The organism is Nocardioides bizhenqiangii (assembly GCF_034661235.1).
Classification (GTDB): domain Bacteria; phylum Actinomycetota; class Actinomycetes; order Propionibacteriales; family Nocardioidaceae; genus Nocardioides; species Nocardioides bizhenqiangii.
In genome coordinates, this window is the sequence record NZ_CP141059.1 from 1,520,406 (window position 1) to 1,536,974 (window position 16,569).

The 16,569-nt window shown below is 71.3% G+C and carries 19 protein-coding genes; 14 read left to right on the plus strand and 5 right to left on the minus strand.

Going from position 1 to position 16,569, the window contains the following annotated elements; genetic code table 11:
- Positions 1-147 precede the first annotated feature (147 nt).
- Positions 148-813 (plus strand): HU family DNA-binding protein, encoded by a 666-nt coding sequence (locus SHK19_RS07435; protein ID WP_322457939.1) that lies wholly within the window; start codon positions 148-150, stop codon positions 811-813.
- 30 nt (positions 814-843) lie between these two features.
- Here the strand turns inward: SHK19_RS07435 and cofC are convergent, their stop codons facing one another.
- Positions 844-1,509, minus strand: a complete 666-nt coding sequence (cofC, locus tag SHK19_RS07440) for a 2-phospho-L-lactate guanylyltransferase (protein ID WP_322457940.1) — start codon at positions 1,507-1,509, stop codon at positions 844-846.
- 82 nt (positions 1,510-1,591) lie between these two features.
- Between cofC and SHK19_RS07445 the strand changes: the two genes are divergently transcribed.
- Entirely contained in the window at positions 1,592-2,347 is a 756-nt protein-coding gene (locus SHK19_RS07445) for a lysophospholipid acyltransferase family protein (protein WP_322457941.1), read from the plus strand.
- Positions 2,344-3,345, plus strand: a complete 1,002-nt coding sequence (locus tag SHK19_RS07450) for an NAD(P)H-dependent glycerol-3-phosphate dehydrogenase (RefSeq protein WP_322457942.1) — start codon at positions 2,344-2,346, stop codon at positions 3,343-3,345. The genes SHK19_RS07445 and SHK19_RS07450 overlap by 4 nt, the downstream gene beginning before the upstream one ends.
- A gap of 126 nt (positions 3,346-3,471) precedes the next feature.
- Here the strand turns inward: SHK19_RS07450 and SHK19_RS07455 are convergent, their stop codons facing one another.
- Positions 3,472-4,575 carry a trans-sulfuration enzyme family protein gene (locus tag SHK19_RS07455; RefSeq protein WP_322457943.1) on the minus strand — a complete coding sequence of 368 codons (1,104 nt, stop codon included), beginning with the start codon at positions 4,573-4,575 and terminating at the stop codon, positions 3,472-3,474.
- 24 nt (positions 4,576-4,599) lie between these two features.
- Between SHK19_RS07455 and SHK19_RS07460 the strand changes: the two genes are divergently transcribed.
- Both SHK19_RS07460 and SHK19_RS07465 read left to right on the plus strand, forming a co-directional pair.
- The gene (locus SHK19_RS07460; RefSeq protein ID WP_322938275.1) at positions 4,600-5,724 is read left to right on the plus strand and encodes a D-alanine--D-alanine ligase family protein; all 1,125 of its coding nucleotides are present in this window, start codon (positions 4,600-4,602) and stop codon (positions 5,722-5,724) included.
- Positions 5,721-6,467, plus strand: a complete 747-nt coding sequence (locus tag SHK19_RS07465; RefSeq protein WP_322457945.1) for an SDR family oxidoreductase — start codon at positions 5,721-5,723, stop codon at positions 6,465-6,467. The genes SHK19_RS07460 and SHK19_RS07465 overlap by 4 nt, the downstream gene beginning before the upstream one ends.
- Positions 6,468-6,488: 21 nt before the next feature.
- Here the strand turns inward: SHK19_RS07465 and SHK19_RS07470 are convergent, their stop codons facing one another.
- Together SHK19_RS07470 and SHK19_RS07475 are read right to left on the minus strand one after the other, a co-directional pair.
- On the minus strand, positions 6,489-6,977 hold the full coding sequence (locus SHK19_RS07470; RefSeq protein ID WP_322938276.1) for a DUF3515 domain-containing protein: 489 nt from the start codon (positions 6,975-6,977) through the stop codon (positions 6,489-6,491).
- Between the two features lie 41 nt (positions 6,978-7,018).
- Positions 7,019-7,255 carry an Lrp/AsnC ligand binding domain-containing protein gene (locus SHK19_RS07475; protein ID WP_438862056.1) on the minus strand — a complete coding sequence of 79 codons (237 nt, stop codon included), beginning with the start codon at positions 7,253-7,255 and terminating at the stop codon, positions 7,019-7,021.
- Between the two features lie 120 nt (positions 7,256-7,375).
- Here SHK19_RS07475 and SHK19_RS07480 point away from each other — a divergent pair, with 120 nt between their 5' ends.
- On the plus strand, positions 7,376-8,365 hold the full coding sequence (locus SHK19_RS07480) for a thiamine-phosphate kinase (protein ID WP_322457947.1): 990 nt from the start codon (positions 7,376-7,378) through the stop codon (positions 8,363-8,365).
- A 215-nt stretch (positions 8,366-8,580) separates the two neighbouring features.
- On the opposite strand, the gene rpmB is transcribed toward SHK19_RS07480, so the two are convergent.
- Entirely contained in the window at positions 8,581-8,766 is a 186-nt protein-coding gene (gene rpmB, locus SHK19_RS07485) for a 50S ribosomal protein L28 (protein WP_322457948.1), read from the minus strand.
- A 126-nt stretch (positions 8,767-8,892) separates the two neighbouring features.
- On the opposite strand from rpmB, the gene SHK19_RS07490 reads away from it, so the two are divergent.
- From SHK19_RS07490 to mutM, 8 genes are all read left to right on the plus strand, one after another.
- On the plus strand, positions 8,893-10,548 hold the full coding sequence (locus tag SHK19_RS07490) for a DAK2 domain-containing protein (RefSeq protein ID WP_322938277.1): 1,656 nt from the start codon (positions 8,893-8,895) through the stop codon (positions 10,546-10,548).
- 10 nt (positions 10,549-10,558) lie between these two features.
- On the plus strand, positions 10,559-12,787 hold the full coding sequence (locus tag SHK19_RS07495; RefSeq protein WP_322938278.1) for an ATP-dependent DNA helicase RecG: 2,229 nt from the start codon (positions 10,559-10,561) through the stop codon (positions 12,785-12,787).
- Between the two features lie 97 nt (positions 12,788-12,884).
- Positions 12,885-13,472 carry a 16S rRNA (guanine(966)-N(2))-methyltransferase RsmD gene (gene rsmD / locus SHK19_RS07500; RefSeq protein WP_322938279.1) on the plus strand — a complete coding sequence of 196 codons (588 nt, stop codon included), beginning with the start codon at positions 12,885-12,887 and terminating at the stop codon, positions 13,470-13,472.
- Positions 13,473-13,488: 16 nt separating this feature from the next.
- Positions 13,489-13,992: a pantetheine-phosphate adenylyltransferase gene (gene coaD, locus SHK19_RS07505; RefSeq protein ID WP_322938280.1), complete on the plus strand. Its 504-nt coding sequence runs from the start codon at positions 13,489-13,491 to the stop codon at positions 13,990-13,992.
- Positions 13,993-14,069: 77 nt separating this feature from the next.
- On the plus strand, positions 14,070-14,630 hold the full coding sequence (locus SHK19_RS07510; protein WP_322938281.1) for a YceD family protein: 561 nt from the start codon (positions 14,070-14,072) through the stop codon (positions 14,628-14,630).
- A gap of 13 nt (positions 14,631-14,643) precedes the next feature.
- Positions 14,644-14,829, plus strand: a complete 186-nt coding sequence (gene rpmF / locus SHK19_RS07515) for a 50S ribosomal protein L32 (RefSeq protein WP_056924925.1) — start codon at positions 14,644-14,646, stop codon at positions 14,827-14,829.
- An 86-nt stretch (positions 14,830-14,915) separates the two neighbouring features.
- Positions 14,916-15,569 carry a ribonuclease III gene (rnc, locus tag SHK19_RS07520; protein WP_322457963.1) on the plus strand — a complete coding sequence of 218 codons (654 nt, stop codon included), beginning with the start codon at positions 14,916-14,918 and terminating at the stop codon, positions 15,567-15,569.
- Positions 15,570-15,581: 12 nt separating this feature from the next.
- Positions 15,582-16,448 carry a bifunctional DNA-formamidopyrimidine glycosylase/DNA-(apurinic or apyrimidinic site) lyase gene (gene mutM / locus SHK19_RS07525; protein WP_322938282.1) on the plus strand — a complete coding sequence of 289 codons (867 nt, stop codon included), beginning with the start codon at positions 15,582-15,584 and terminating at the stop codon, positions 16,446-16,448.
- Positions 16,449-16,569 lie beyond the last annotated feature (121 nt).

The window sequence follows — 16,569 nt, forward strand, 5'->3', positions numbered from 1 at the left end:
CCGACCAAAAAAACGTCGTGAATCACGGCGTGGTGATTGTGAGGTTGGCCACGAGTGCCTAGCGTGCCGAACAAGGAAGCCGGGCGGGGGCCCGGCACTCTACGGCTCAGGGACGGCTTAACGGCCGGCCCGGCGGAAGGACAAGTAGTGAACAAGTCACAGTTCATCGATGCACTCGCGGAGCGCTACGACGGGAACCGCAAGGCTGCCTCGCACGCACTCGACTCCGTGCTCGACACGATCACCCGCCAGGTCGCCAAGGGTGAGAAGGTCGCCATCACCGGCTTCGGGTCGTTCGAGAAAGCAGTGCGCAACGCACGTTGGGTGCGCAACCCGCAGACCGGGGACCGGATCAAGACCAAGAAGAAGGCGGTGCCGAAGTTCACCGCCGGCGCCGACCTCAAGAACGTCATCTCCGGCGCGAAGAAGCTCCCGGCCGTGAAGAAGGCGACGCCTCCTGCGCAGAAGGCGGCGGCACCGGCGAGGGCTGCGGCGAAGAAGGCAACGGCCACGGTGAAGGCGGCCGCGAAGAAGGCTGCTCCCGCCAAGAAGTCGACGGCGAAGAAGTCGACGGCGAAGAAGGCTGCTCCCGCCAAGAAGTCGACGGCCAAGAAGGCACCCGCCAAGAAGTCGACGGCCAAGAAGGCGCCTGCGAAGAAGGCACCCGCCAAGAAGTCGACGGCCAAGAAGGCACCTGCGAAGAAGGCACCCGCCAAGAAGTCGACGGCCAAGAAGGCACCTGCGAAGAAGGCACCCGCCAAGAAGTCGACCGCCAAGAAGTCGACGGCGAAGAAGGCAACGTCTAAGAAGTAGCGATCTCGACCCAACCGCGACGGGCCGTCCTCACGACGAGGGCGGCTCGTTGCCGTTGCCGGGGATCGCGAGGCCGCCCGCATCGAGAGCCTGCCGGGTGGCGGGCCCGACCCCGAGCGCGATCGCGGCCTGGAGGCTGACCAGGTCGTCGACGTCGTGCCGCAAGCCGGCCAGCACGCCGCGCACCGGGACGGCGCCGGCAGCGGCATGGGCGCCGGCGGAGCCCGCGCCGAACCGCGGCGCGAAGTCGGCGTACGACGCGGTGTAGAGGGTGGTCCCGGTGCCTGCGGCATCGGCGACGTACGCCGGCCCGCCCGTGACGGACGCCAGAGCTGCCGTGAGGTCCTCCGCGCGGAGGGCGGGCAGGTCGGCGCAGAGCGCGACCGGTCGCAGACCGGGCCACCTGCGACCGGCCTCGGCGGCGGCCTGCACGAGGGCCTGGTTGAGGCCGCTCCCGCCGTCGGGGCACGCCTCGGCGCCCAACGCGGTCAGCGTCGTGGCGAACCGCGCGTCGTCGGTGGTGACCAACACGTGCGCGACGGCCTCGGTGGCGAGACAGGCGGCGACGGTGTCGATCGCGAAGGCGCTCGCCAACGCGATCCGCTGCTCGGCGGGCACGCCGACCAGTCGCGTCTTGCCGACCCCCGGCGGCTTCACGGGGACCACGACGACGTGCTGCACCGCGTCCTCGACCACGGGTCGATCCTGTCAGGTGGCCCGTCGACGTCCGCCGGTGTCCTGGCGGGTGGCGGACGTCACGGGCCGGTAGCCTGCCCCCGTGAAGGTGCGGAAGGTGCAGGAGAAGCGCAACTGGGCGATCGGCGTCGCCGTCGCGATCATCAAGCCCACCCTGCTGGCCACCACCAAGCGCGAGTGGGCCAACGGCGAGAAGAACTTCCCGACCGAGGGCGGGTTCGTGATCGCGCTCAACCACCTCTCCCACATCGACCCGATCACCTCGGCGCTCGTCGTCTACGACCACGGCCGGATCCCGCGTTACCTGGCGAAGTCGGGGTTGTTCAACAACAAGGTCCTCGGATTCTTCCTGCGGTCGGCCGGACAGATCCCGGTCTACCGGGAGACCGCCGGTGCCGCGGGCGCCTTCTCAGCGGCGGTCGCCGCCGTACGACGCGGCCAGTGCGTGATCATCTACCCCGAAGCGACGATCACCCGCGACCCCGACCTGTGGCCGATGCGCGGCAAGTCCGGCGCGGCCCGGATCGCCCTCGAGACCGGGTGCCCCGTGGTGCCGATCGGCCAGTGGGGAGCGCAGGAGATCCTGCCGCCGTACACGAAGAAGCCGCACGTGTTTCCCCGCAAGAAGATCATCGCCCGCATCGGGCCACCGGTCGACCTGACCGACCTGGCCGCCAAGCAGCCCCGCACCCCGGAGGTCGTCAACGAGGCGACCGACCGGATCATGGCCGCGATCACGCGCGAGGTCGAGCAGATCCGCGGCAAGGAGGCGCCCGACGAGCGCTACGACATGCGCATCCATGGTGACCGCTTCAAGGATCGGAAGAACATCGCATGAGCAAGGTCGCTGTACTGGGTGCTGGTTCGTGGGGCACCGCGTTCTCGATGGTCCTTGCGGACGCGGGCAACGACGTCATGATCTGGTCGCGTCGCGAGGAGGTCGCCGCGGCGATCACCGAGCGGCGGGAGAACACCGACTACCTCGCAGGGATCGAGCTCCCACGCGCCGTCACCGCGACCGCCGACCCCGAGCAGGCACTGGCGGGCGCGGACGTCGTCGTGCTCGCCGTGCCGTCGCAGTCGTTGCGGTCCAACCTCCCGGCCTTCGTGCCCTACCTCGAGCCCGACGCTGTCCTGGTGTCCCTCATGAAGGGCATCGAGCTCGGCACCCTGGAACGGATGAGCGAGGTGATCCACGAGGTCGCCGACGTCGATCCCGGACGGATCGCCGTGGTCAGCGGACCCAACCTGGCCAAGGAGATCGCCCGCCGCGAACCCGCCGCCTCGGTGGTGGCGTGCGTCGACGAGGACGTCGCCACGATGCTGCAGAAGCGCTGCCACTCACCGGCGTTCCGCCCGTACACCAGCGTCGACGTGCTGGGCTGTGAGCTCGGCGGTGCCTACAAGAACGTCGTCGCGCTCAGCGTCGGCATGGCGGTCGGGCTGGGCTTCGGCGACAACACCACCGCGTCGCTGATCACCCGCGGTCTCGCCGAGACCGCCCGGCTGGCGATGCGGCTCGGCGCCAACCCGCTCACCCTGATGGGGCTCGCCGGTCTCGGCGACCTGGTCGCCACCTGCTCGTCGCCGCTGTCGCGCAACCGGACGTTCGGCGAGAAGCTCGGGCTCGGCATGACCGTCGAGGAGGTCTCCGCATCGACCCGGCAGGTCGCCGAGGGCGCGAAGTCCTGCTCCTCGATCCGGGCACTCGCCGAGAAGGCCGGCGTCGAGGCCCCGATCGCCGAGCACGTCGACGAGGTCGTCGCCGGACGGATGAGCACCGCCGGGATGATGGAGGCCTTCATCAGCCGCGACACCAAAGCCGAAATGGACTAGTGCCGGTCGTCGAGTAGCCCGAGCCGCCAGGCGAGGGCGTATCGAAACGCCCGCACCCGACCGCCGACGCCAGGCCAAGGGCACCTCGGTGCGTCTCGATACGCTGCTGCTGGTCCGTCGCAGCGGCTACTCGACGACCGAGGGCGAACCCAGCGCTTGGGCGAGGTCGGCCCACAGGTCCTCGACGTCCTCGATGCCGACGGAGAGCCGGACCAGGCCCTCGGGGATGGTCGCGGCCTCGGCCTTCCAGCGCCGTCGGCGCTCGAGCGTCGACTCGACACCGCCGAGCGACGTGGCGTGCACCCAGAGGCGTACGTCATGGGCGAGCAGGTCGGCAGCCGGCGCCCCGCCGGCGACGACCGCCGCCACGATCGCGCCGAAGCCGGGGTAGCGGACCTCCTCGATCGCCGGGTGCTCGCCGAGCCGGCGCGCCAGCTCCTTGGCGTTGGCCTGGGCCCGGTCGAGGCGCACGTGGAGGGTGCGCATGCCACGAAGTGCGAGCCAGGTCTCGAACGGACCGGGGATCGCGCCGACCAGGTCCCTGCGGCTCTTGAGCGCGGCGAACACCTCGTCGTCGTCGACGACCAGGGCGCCGAGCTGGACGTCGCTGTGACCGGCGAGGTACTTCGTCGCCGAGTGGACCACGATGTCCGCGCCGAGCGAGAGCGGCTGCTGGCGCAGGGGAGTGGCGAACGTGTTGTCCACGACCACCCGGATGCCGAGCTCGTGGGCCGCGGCCGCGAGCGCAGGTATGTCGGCGAGCTCGAGAGCCGGGTTGGTGGGCGACTCGATCCAGAGCACGGCGCAGTCCTCGTCGTCGTTCATCGCGGCGATCACCGCCTCGGTGTCGGCGATGTCGACCAGTCGGCTGTGCAGGCGCCCGCGCGCCTCCAGGTCTGCCAGCACCATCACCGTCCCGCTGTAGGAGTGCCGTGGCGCGACCACGCCGCCGCCCTGGCTCACCAGGTCGAGCACGGTGGTGGCTGCCGCCATCCCGGACGCGAAGGCGAGGGCCCGCCCTCCCTCGAGGGTGCCGAGCACGTCCTCGAACGCCGACCAGGTCGGGTTGCCGTACCGGCCGTACTCGAGGTCGCCGGTGGCGACGTACGTCGACGCCATCGTGATCGGCGGGTTGAGCGGGGCGTCGGGCGCGTGGGCCGGGCGTCCCGCCGTCACCGTGATCGTCGCGGGCCGCAGGTCGTCAGCAGGCTGGTCAACGGATGGGGGCATGGGACAACGGTAGGGTTCTCGCCGATGAACGAGCCCACCGGTCGCCGTACCCGTGTCGCCGTCGTCTTCGGCGGCAGATCCTCAGAGCATGCGATCTCGTGCGTGACCGCCGGCAGCGTGCTCAGAGCCCTGGACCGGGAGCGCTACGACGTGATCCCGGTCGGCATCGCCCCCGACGGCCGCTGGGTGCTCGAGGCGGACGATCCTGACCGGCACGAGATCAAGGGCCCCGACCAGCTGCCGTCCGTCGACGCCGACCGGTCACCGGTCACCCTGACCCGCACCGGCAGCGGCGCCGGACTCGTGGTGAGCGAGCCGGCCGCGCCGCCACGCGAGCTCGGCGAGGTCGACGTGGTCTTCCCGCTCCTCCACGGACCCTGGGGCGAGGACGGCACCATCCAGGGGATGCTCGAGATGGCCGGGGTGCGGTACGTCGGAGCAGGGGTGCTCGCCTCCGCCGTCGGCATGGACAAGGCTTACATGAAGGTCGTGCTCGCCGCCGCCGGGCTGCCGGTGCTGCCCTCAATAACGGTCACCGCGCGGGACTGGGCCGGGGACCCGGAGGCGGTGCGGAAGCGGGTCGCCGACCTCGGCTATCCGGCGTTCGTGAAGCCCGCCCGCGGGGGATCGAGCATCGGCATCGCCAAGGCGCACACCGCCGACGAGCTCGACACCGCGATCGAGGGGGCGCTGCGGCACGACCCGAAGATCCTCGTCGAGGTGGCGGCCGAGGGGGCGCGCGAGGTCGAGTGCGGCGTGCTCGAGACGCTCGACGGCGGGGTCGAGACCACGCTGCCGGCGGAGATCCGGATCACCGGTGACCACGAGTTCTACGACTTCGAGGCCAAGTACCTGCCCGAGGAGGCCACCGAGCTCGACGTCCCGGCGGACCTGCCCGACGAGACCGCCGGAGAGCTGCGGGCGCTGGCGGCGCGAGCGTTCCTCGCGGTCGGGTGCGAAGGCCTCGCGCGGGTCGACTTCTTCCTGATGCCCGACGGGTCGCTGGTCGTCAACGAGCTCAACACGATGCCCGGCTTCACTCCGCTCTCGATGTTCCCCCGGATGTGGGCCGCCACCGGGCTCGACTACCCGGCACTCGTCGACCGGCTGGTGACACTGGCGCTGCAGCGCGGCACCGGCCTCCGATGACGACCGGAACACCCGCGGAGCAGCCGTCCGGGCTGGTGGTCATCACCGGCGGCAGCAGGGGGATCGGTGCGGCCACCGCGCGGCGGGCGGCGGCCGAGGGCTGGGACGTCCGGATCACCTACCGGACCGGGGAGGACGAGGCGCGGCGCGTCGTCGAGGAGTGCCGAGGGCTCGGCAGCCGCGCCGACGCGGCACGGGTCGACGTGACGGAGGAGGACGACGTCCTGGAGCTGTTCGGGTCGCTGCCGGCCGACGCCGGGCCGCTGCGCGGCCTCGTCAACAACGCGGGCATCGTCGCGCCGGCTGGGAGCGTCGTCGACCTGGAGGCCGGCAGGATCCGTCGACTGCTGGAGGTGAACGTGCTCGGGGCCTTCCTGTGCGCCCGCGAGGCCGTGCGACGGATGACCGACGGCGGGTCGATCGTGAACGTCTCGTCGCGGGCGGCGGTGCTCGGCTCACCGGGGGAGTACGTCGACTACGCCGCCTCCAAGGCTGCCCTCGACGCGCTCACGACCGGGCTGGCCCAGGAGGTGGCCGGACGCGGGATCCGAGTCAACGGCGTCCGGCCGGGCTTCATCGATACCGGGATCCACGCGCCCGGCCGGCTCGCGCGGGTCGCGCCGTCGGTCCCGATGGGGCGGGCCGGACGGGCCGAGGAGGTGGCAGCCGCGATCTGCTGGCTGTTGTCTCCGCAGTCGTCGTTCACGACGGGCGCGTTCCTCGACGTCAGTGGCGGGCGCTAGTCGTCCGGGCACCGGGAGCCGTCACAGGTCGCAGGTGCCGACCGCGGTCAGGTGCTGGTCGACGAGCGGCGAGAGCACCGCCATGATCCCGGCCTCCAGCCCGTCGCCCCGGAGATCGGCCGGCATCACGACCTGCACCCGTGGCTCGTGCCACGCTGACGTGATCTCCAGGTCGAGGTCGAGGTCGTCGTACTGCTCCGACGGGATGTACCACGGCACGTCGTTGACCAGCTCGCACTGGGCGCCCGGACCGAATCCCTCCGGGCTGTCGACGCCGCAGGTCACGACGATCGGAGGATCGCCGTAGGCCGCCGCCGGGGCATCGGCCGGCTCGATGTCGACGCGCTCCTCGTCGGCCAGGGTGTCCGGCAACGCGTCCGTGAACGCCTCGCAGGCGGCCGCGTCCGCCGCGTCGACATCCGGCACATCGACCTCGACCGGTCCGCCGCAAGCCGTCAGGACCGCAATGCCGACGCCGGTCGCCGCCAAGTAGCCGTAACCCCTGATCACGTCGACTGCGCGCCGTCTGCGACACGCTCGCGCAATCGGACTCAGATGTGGACGACCGGGCAGGTGAGGGTGCGGGTGATGCCGTCGAGGTTCTGGACCTTCGAGACGACCAGCTTGCCCAGCTCGTCGACGTTGCGGGCCTCGGCGCGAACGATCACGTCGTACGGACCGGTGACGTCCTCGGCGAGCGTGACGCCCTTGACCTCGGCGATCGCCTTGGCGACGTCCGCGGCCTTGCCGACGTCGGTCTGGATCAAGATGTAGGCCTGCACCACCATTGGTTGCACTCCTCGGAGGTTGAGGTCGACGGACGGTGACCGACGACACGACGGTCACGACGCAACCTACCGCGCGGATGCCCCGACCGCCTCTTCGACGGGGTCGGCCGATCTGGTGGGATGGGGGCTGTGCCCGACCCCCTCCCCGCTCCTGACGTGACGCTGGCCGACCTCGGCGAGTTCGGCCTGATCGACCGCGTCGCCCGGATCGTGAGGGAGGTTGCCCCCGGCGAGGACGTGCTGGTCGGGCCCGGTGACGACGCAGCCGTGCTGCGGGTCCGCAAGGGCCACGTCGTGGTCTCGACGGACCTGATGGTCGAGGGACGGCACTTCCGCAAGGATTGGGCCGACGCGGTCGACGTCGGCCACCGCGCCGCCGCGCAGAACCTCTCCGACATCAATGCCATGGGCGGCCGGGCGACCTGGCTGACGGTCGGGTTCGCCGCGCCGCCGACGTTGCCGGCCCGATGGGCCCTCGACTTCGTCCGGGGATTCGCCGAGGAATGCGCGGAGGTCGGCGCGGGCGTCGTCGGCGGCGACGTGACGAGCTCGGAGAAGATCGCGATCGCGGTGACGGTGATCGGCTCTTGCGCCGTCTCCCCGGTCCTGCGCTCCGGCGCGCAGGCCGGCGACGTCGTCGCGCTCCGCGGTCGTCAGGGGTGGGCGGCCGGCGGCCTGGCGGTGCTGGGGCGCGGATTCCGCTCGCCTCGGGTGCTGGTCGACGCCTACCGACGTCCGCAGCCGCCGTACGACGCCGGCGCAGTGGCGGCGGAGGCGGGCGCCACCGCGATGATCGACGTGTCCGACGGTCTCCTCGCCGACGCAGCGCACGTCGCGAGGGCGAGCGGTGTCGGCATCGACATCACGTCGGCGACCCTCGAGGTCCCCGACCCCCTCGTTGCCGTCGCCAGCGCGACCGGCGCGGATCCCCTGTCGTTCGTGCTCGGCGGCGGGGACGACCACGCGTTGCTGGCCACCTTCCCGGCCGGCTCGGGGCTGCCCGACGACTGGTTGCGGATCGGCGCTGTCACCGAGCCGGGACCGCACGGGCCGGCCGTCACGGTCGACGGCTCGCCGTACGACGGCTCGGTTGGCTGGACGCACTTTTGAGTTGATTGCGCGAGCGTGTCGCAGATCGTGCGACACCGCCCGGACCATCGCTTCGCTCGGCCCGGGGGCGCCGCACGATGCGGCTTCGCCGCGGTGCGCCACGCTGCCGCGCACGCAGTCGAGGTGGACGGTGGTCGCGCGCCGCCGGCGTCCTCAGCGCGGGGAAATGCGAACGGCCGCCACGTTCGTGGCGGCCGATCCGTTTCAGACTGCGGTCAGCGAGTGACCTTGCCGGCCTTGATGCAGCCGGTGCAGACGTTGAGGCGCTTCGGGGTGCCGTTGACCTTGGCGCGGACGCGCTGGATGTTCGGGTTGAAGCGACGCTTGGTGATCTTGCGCGACCACGGCCGGTTGTTGCCGAAGCCCGGCTTCTTCGCGCAGATGTCGCAGACGGCAGCCACGGGTTTGCTCCTACGGATCGGGATCTGACTCAAGTTCATGGGTCGCCCCGCTGAGAGGGCAACCGGATCAGATTAGCCGAAGGGTGGCAGCAGCCCGAAATCGTGGCATCACACTAGATTGACCCCATGGCAGGCGGCATCGAGCTCGACACCGTGCTGCGGTTCGTCGACATCGCCGTCGACGCGTTGTCGAAGGCGCGCGAGGAGATCGACGCCCTCAACGTCTATCCGGTGCCCGACGGCGACACCGGCACCAACATGTACCTCACGATCGCGGCCGCCCGCGACGCGATCCGTGAGGTCCCGGGTGCACCGAAGCGCGCGGCGCTGGCGGCGTTCTCCCGCGGCGCGCTGCTCGGCGCTCGGGGCAACTCCGGGGTCATCCTCAGCGAGATGCTGGGGGCGATCGCACGTCGGATCGCCTCGGCCACCGCCGACGGCCGCAACGCCGAGGTGATGGCGGAGGCTCTGCGGCAGGCGACCGAGGCGAGCTACGCGGCGGTGGGGGAGCCGGTCGAGGGGACCATGCTCACCGTGTCCCGGGCCGCATCCGACGCCGCCGTGGAAGCCGTGAAGGACCCCGCTGCCCGGTCCCGCGACGTCCTCCGCGCCGCTGCGGCGGCCGCTCGGGAAGCGCTGGCACGCACCCCGGAGCAGCTCGAGGTGCTCGCCCGCGCCGGCGTGGTCGACGCCGGCGGCCGCGGGATCTGCGTGATCCTCGACGCGGCAGAGACGGTCCTCACGGGCAAGCGCCCGGTGCCGGTGACCCAGCCGCTCGGCCAGCACGCGATCCCGGTGCCGCAGTTGGCGCCGTCCGGCGCCGGAGACCTCAGCAGCGAGGGCCCGTCCTACGAAGTGATGTACCTGCTCGACACCCAGGACGGCGAGATCCCGCCGCTCCGGGCCCGCCTGGGCGAGCTCGGCGACTCGGTCGTGGTCGTCGGTGGTGACGGGCTGTGGAACGTGCATGCCCACGTCGACGACGTCGGCGCAGCCATCGAGGCGGGCCTGGCCATCGGCCGGCCGCACCGGATCCGGGTCACCCACTTCGCCGAGCAGGTCGCCGCTGCCGCGGGCGAAGCCTCCAGCGGCACCCGGACGCCGGTACGGACCGGGCGCACCGTGATCGCCGTCGCGGCCGGACCCGGTCTGGCCGCGCTGTACGCCGACGCCGGCGCCCTCGTGGTCGTGGGCGGGCCCGGGCGCCGTCCGTCGACCGGCCAGCTGCTCGATGCGATCGCCGGGAGCGGGGCTCAGGAGATCATCATCCTTCCCAACGACCACGACTCGGTGCGCGCCGCCCGCGTCGCCGCGAGCACCGCGGAGTCCGACGGGGTCGGCCACTCGCTGCGGATCTCGGTCATCCCCACCGAGGCACAGGTCCAGGGGTTGGCCGCGATCGCCGTGCACGAGCCCGGCCGCACGTTTGACCAGGACGTCACCGAGATGACCGCAACCGCGCGCCACGTGAAGCACGGCGCGGTCACCGTCGCCGTCAAGGAGGCGATGACGTCGGCCGGTCCCTGCCGCCCCGGCGACGTCCTCGGCGTCATCGCGGGCGACTTCGCGATCATCGGGGACGACCTCGGCGAGGTCGCGGTCGCCGTGCTGGATCGGCTGCTGGCTGCCGGTGGTGAGCTGGTCACCCTCGTCCGCGGCCAGGACGCCGGTGACATCGCCGAGCGCGCGGCGGCTTGGGTGGAGGAGCAGCACCCCCATGTCGACACCGTGGTGTACGACGGTGGCCAGGAGCGCTACCCGCTCCTGATGTCCGTCGAGTGAGAGGCGCAGCTTGACCACCCTGGACTCACCGATCGCGGCGGCGCTCGGCAAGGTGACGCCGGCGAGGCGCAAGAAGTTCGAGGACGGACTCGGTCTGCGTACGGTCGGCGACCTGCTACATCACTTCCCACGCCGCTACCTCGACACCGGCAGCCTCACCAAGGTCCGCGATCTCAAGGTCGGCCAGTTCCTGTGCGTGGTCGGCGAGATCGTCGAGTGCAAGCAGCACACCTACACCGACCGCCGGACGGGCCGGCCGGCCTACCGCGTCGAGGCTGTGCTGAGCACGGACGGACCGCCTCTGAAGATGACCTTCTTCGCCAAGAACGAGAAGATGTCGAACTGGCAGCAGAGCAGGGTCGCGACCGGCCGCCGCGGCGTGTTCCTCGGCCGGGCCGAGCGGTTCCGCGACGACTGGCAGCTCACCAACCCCGCGATGACGATCTTCGGGATCGCCGACGAGGACGAGAGCATCGTCGACGAGATCGGCGACCTCTACCCGATCTACCCGCTCACCAAGGGCCTCCAGACCTGGGACGTCGCGCGCGCCGTCCGGGCTGCGCGTGCACAGGTCGGCGAGCTCCCCGAGCTGCTGCCCGCCGCGGTCCGCGAGGAGTACGACGTACTCGACGTGGTCACCGCCGTCGACTGGATCCACGCTCCGGACCGTCGCGACCAGGTCGCGCGGGCCCAGCACCGGTTCCGGTTCGAGGAGGCCCTGGTCACCCAGCTGGTCCTGGCCCGGCGGCGCCGGGCTCTGCGCGAGCTCGGCGCGACCGCCCGCACCGGCGGCGACGGTGCGCTGCAGCTCGCCTTCGACGAGCGGCTGCCGTTCACGCTCACCGACGGCCAGCGTCAGATCGGCGAGCAGATCGCGCACGACCTGGCCGAGCCGCATCCGATGAACCGGCTGCTCCAGGGCGAGGTCGGCTCCGGCAAGACATTGATCGCGCTTCGGGCGATGCTGCGGGTGGTCGACTCCGGCGGGCAGGCTGCGCTGCTCGCACCGACCGAGGTGCTCGCCCAGCAGCACTACCGCTCGATCGTGACCATGCTGGGCGAGCTCGCCGCCGGCGGCACCATCTTCGGCTCGGCGGAGGGGACCCGCGTCGACCTGCTGACCGGCTCGATGACCAAGACCCAGCGCACCGAGCCGCTGCTGCGCGCCGCCAGCGGCGAAGCCGGGATCGTGATCGGCACCCACGCGCTGTTGCAGGACCAGGTGCAGTTCGTCGATCTCGGCCTGGTGGTGGTCGACGAGCAGCACCGGTTCGGCGTCGAGCAGCGAGCCGCGCTGATCGACAAGGCGACGGTGCCGCCGCACCTGCTGGTGATGACGGCGACCCCGATCCCACGCACCGTCGCCATGACCGTCTTCGGCGACCTCGAGGTGTCGACGCTGCGCGAGCTGCCGGCCGGCCGGGCGTCCATCCAGACCAACGTGGTGCCGCTCGCCGAGCAGCCGGCGTGGCTCGACCGGGCGTGGGCACGGGTGCGCGAGGAGGTCGAGAAGGGCCACCAGGTCTACGTCGTCTGCCCGCGGATCGCCGGTGACGACGCCGAGGCCGACCAGGACGAGATGGTCGACCTCGACGAGGACGGCAACCCCGTCCCCGCCACCGCGTCCTTCGCCGCGGTTGAGGAGGTCGTCCAACGGCTGGCGGCCGGGCCGCTGCAGGGCCTGCGGGTCGCTCGCCTCCACGGCAAGCTCCCGGCCGACGAGAAGGAGGCGACGATGCGGGCGTTCGCCCGCCACGAGGTCGACGTGCTTGTGTCCACGACCGTGATCGAGGTCGGCGTCGACGTCGCCAACGCGACCATGATGGTGATCCTCGACGCCGACCGGTTCGGCGTCTCCCAGCTCCACCAGCTCCGCGGCCGGGTCGGCCGGGGCGGCCTGCCGGGACTCTGCCTGCTGGTGACGCACGCCGAGGACCCGACCTCACCGGCCCGGGCGCGACTCGATGCCGTGGCCGGCACGACGGACGGCTTCGTGCTCAGCAGGATCGATCTCGAGCAGCGACGAGAGGGCGACGTGCTGGGTGCGTCGCAGGCCGGCCGCCGGTCCAGCCTCGAGAACCTGCGCGTGCTCCGCGACGAGGACACCATCGTCGCCGCCCGGAAGGCTGCCGAGGCACTGCTCGCGGAGGATCCCGCACTGGTCGACGCGCCGCTCCTCGCCGACGCCGTCACCGATCTCGAGCGCTCCCAGCAGGGCGACTTCGTCGACAAATCATGATGACCCCACGGAGTTCTTCACCCCCAATCGGTCTGCACCATGAAGCGAACCCGCACCTTCAATCCTCCGAACAACTCCGCAGGGACCCCAGAAAACCATGACGCGGATCATTGCCGGCGCGGCCGGTGGTCGCCGGATCGAGACCCCGAAGGGCGACCGCACCCGACCCACCAGCGACCGGGTGCGCGAGGCGCTGTTCTCGGCGATCCAGTCCTGGGCGGGCTCGCTGCACGGCCTCCGGGTGCTCGACCTCTACGCCGGGTCCGGCGCGATCGGGCTCGAGGCGTGGTCGCGCGGTGCCGCCGCGGTCACCTTCGTCGAGTCCGACCGCCGTACCGCCGACGTGATCCGCCGCAACGCGCGCACGGTCGGGTGCGACGTTGCACGGATCCTCGAGGGATCGGTCACCTGGGCGCTCGCGGGCGGTGCGGACGCGCCGTACGACCTGGTGTTCTCGGACCCGCCGTACCCCCTCGACGAGTTCGCCGTCGCCGACGACCTCGCGCTGCTCGCTGCCCAGGGCTGGCTCGCCGAGGACGCCGTGGTGGTCGTGGAGCGCGGCTCCCGCAGCCCGGCACCGGGCTGGCCGCATGGCCTGGTGCCGCTCCCTGGGAAGCGGGGGAGGAAGAAATACGGCGAGACCACGCTCTGGTACGCGGCGGCTGGGGATCGCGAAACCTCGTAACCACTACGGTGGCGGCATGCGTCGTGCTGTCTGCCCCGGCTCGTTCGACCCGGTGACCAATGGTCACCTCGACATCTTCGGCCGGGCCGCCGCCCTGTTCGACGAGGTCGTGGTCGCGGTCGGGGTGAACAAGTCGAAGTCGGCGACGTCCAACCGGCTGTTCACCTCCGACGAGCGGTTGGAGATGATCGCCGCCGCCGTCAGCCCGTGGTCGAACGTCAACGTCCAGGGCTTCACCGGCCTGGTCACGGACTTCTGCCGCGACATCGAGGCGCAGGCGATCGTGAAGGGCCTCCGCGGGTCCGGCGACTACGACTACGAGCTGCAGATGGCGCAGATGAACGCGCACCTCACCGACGTCGAGACCGTGTTCCTGATGACCGACCCGAGCATGTCGTTCGTGTCGTCGAGCCTGGTGAAGGAGGTCGCGTCGTTCGGTGGCGACGTGTCGGGCCTGGTGCCACCCGCGGTGTTCGAGCGGCTCACCGCACGGCTGGCCGAGCGGCAGGCCGGTGCCTGAGCGGCTGATTTTGGTCGCTCGTGGACCGACCGATACGATTCTCGCTGATCTGTTGTGTCCGGACCGGGAGTGATCACATGACCAGCCTGGACCCGAGGGCGCCGCTCGTGCTCGATACTCGCGAGCTCGGCCGCCGCCCGGGGTCCCAGCGGGAAGTGACGCTCACGGCCCCGGCCCCGGCAGATCTGGGCATCGAAGTCCTCTCGGTCACCGAGGGTTCGCCGGTCGACATCGACCTGCGGCTCGAGGCGGTCATGGAGGGCGTCCTGGTCACGGGCACGGCGACAGCCGTGGTCGAGGGCGAGTGCGCGCGGTGCCTGGAGCCGATCCACGAGGACATCGAGGTGACGTTCCAGGAGCTGTTCGAGTACGACGACACTCGACACCGTGAGCGGGGCGACTCCGAGGAGGACGACGAGACCAGCAGACTCGAGGACGACCTGCTCGACCTCGAGCCGCTCCTGCGGGAGGCGGTGGTGCTTGCACTGCCGTTCCAGCCGCTGTGCCAGCCGGACTGTCCCGGACTGTGTCCCGATTGCGGGGCGCGGCTCGCCGACGATCCGGACCACGCACACGAAGGGGCGATCGACCCCCGGTGGTCCGCGCTGGCCGAGCTCAATCCCGAAGACCAGAACTAACGAGGAGAAGACAGTGGCTGTTCCGAAGCGGAAGATGTCGCGCAGCAACACGCGGCACCGTCGCTCGCAGTGGAAGGCTGTCGCCCCCACGCTGGTGACCTGCGCCAACCCGGCCTGCGGTGCGAAGCACCTCCCGCACCGCGCGTGCGGCACCTGTGGCCAGTACGGCGCTCGCGCCGACCGTCGCCAGGTCCTCTGATCCAGCACGCCTGATCCAGGCATCCGGCCATCAGCGTCTACGACGAACTGAGTCGAGCGCTTGGGGATCCTGACCTCGACCCCGGGCTGCTCGACCGCGCCCTGACGCACCGGTCGTACGCCTACGAGAACGGCGGCCTGCCGACCAACGAGCGCCTCGAGTTCCTCGGCGACTCGGTGCTCGGCGTCGTCGTCACCGAGACGCTCTACCTGCTCCATCCCGACCTCTCGGAGGGCCGGCTGGCCAAGCTCCGTGCTGCCGTCGTCAACGCCCGCGCCCTCGCCGAGGTCGCCCGCAAGATCGGTCTCGGCCAGTACATCAAGCTGGGTCGCGGCGAGGAGGCCACCGGCGGTCGCGACAAGGCGTCGATCCTGTCCGACACCGTCGAGGCCGTGATCGGCGCGGTCCACCTGAGCTCCGGCATCGAGACCTCTGCCGCGGTCGTCCACCTGCTCTTCGACCCGCTCATCGAGGCCGCCTCGGCCATGGGCGCCGGCCTCGACTGGAAGACGTCCCTCCAGGAGCTCGCCGCCGAGCACAGCCTCGGAGTGCCCGAGTACGTCATCCAGGACGAGGGCCCCGACCACGCCAAGACCTTCACCGCCCAGGTCCGGGTTGCCGAGACCCTCTACGGCAACGGCACCGGCCGGTCCAAGAAGGAAGCCGAGCAGGGCGCCGCCGAGACGGCGTACGGCGAGATCCTCGCCTCGATGTCCGCGGTCGCGGACGCCACCGACTGACCGGCGGCCCGCGTGCCTGAGCTCCCCGAGGTCGAGGTCGTCCGCGCGGGCCTGGAGCGCCACGTCGTCGGCGCCCGGCTGGCAGCGGTCGAGGTCCTGCACCCCCGCCCGGTCCGCCGGGATCCGCGGGGTCCCGCGGGATTCGTCGCTGCACTCTCCGGGCGCCAGGTCGAGGCCGCCCGCCGGCGCGGCAAGTACTTCTGGCTCCCTCTCGACAACGGGGACGCGCTCCTCGGCCACCTCGGCATGAGCGGGCAGATGCTCGTCCAACCGGCCGGCGCGCCCGACGAGGCCCATCTCCGGGTCCGCTTCGGTCTGGACCTGTCAGGGGTTCCTGCACACACCGAGCTCCGCTTCATCGACCAGCGCATGTTCGGCGGCCTCCTGGTCTCGGCCGGCGGAGCGGAGCTACCGCCCGAGATCGCGCACATCGCGCGCGACCCGATCGACCCCGAGTTCGACGACGACCTGTTCGTGGCCCGGGTGCGACGCCGGACTGCGGGCATCAAGCGGCTCCTCCTCGACCAGGGCCTGATCTCCGGCGTCGGCAACATCTACGCCGACGAGGCGCTCTGGCGGACCCGGCTGCACGGAGACCGGTCCGGCGACCGGTTGCGGCGCGGGCAGGTCGTGGAGCTGCTCGGGCACGTGCGCGACGTCCTGGGCGAGGCGCTGGCGCAGGGCGGCACGTCGTTCGACGCGCTCTACGTCAACGTCAACGGGGAGTCGGGCTACTTCGAGCGGTCGCTGGCGGCGTACGGCCAGGAGGGCCTGCCCTGCGGGCGGTGCGGTACGCCGATCCGGCGGGTCGCCTTCATGAACCGGTCGTCGTTCTTCTGCCCGCGCTGCCAGGTGCGCCCGAGGAGTGCCGGTTCGTAGGGACTTCTGGCGGGTCTCCGCCATGGCGCCAGTCCGCCACCGTCACCCCTGTCGGCTGATGCCTCCGGGACGGTAGACACCGGATCATGCACAATCCCGCGCCCTCATCCCGCGCTCGCGC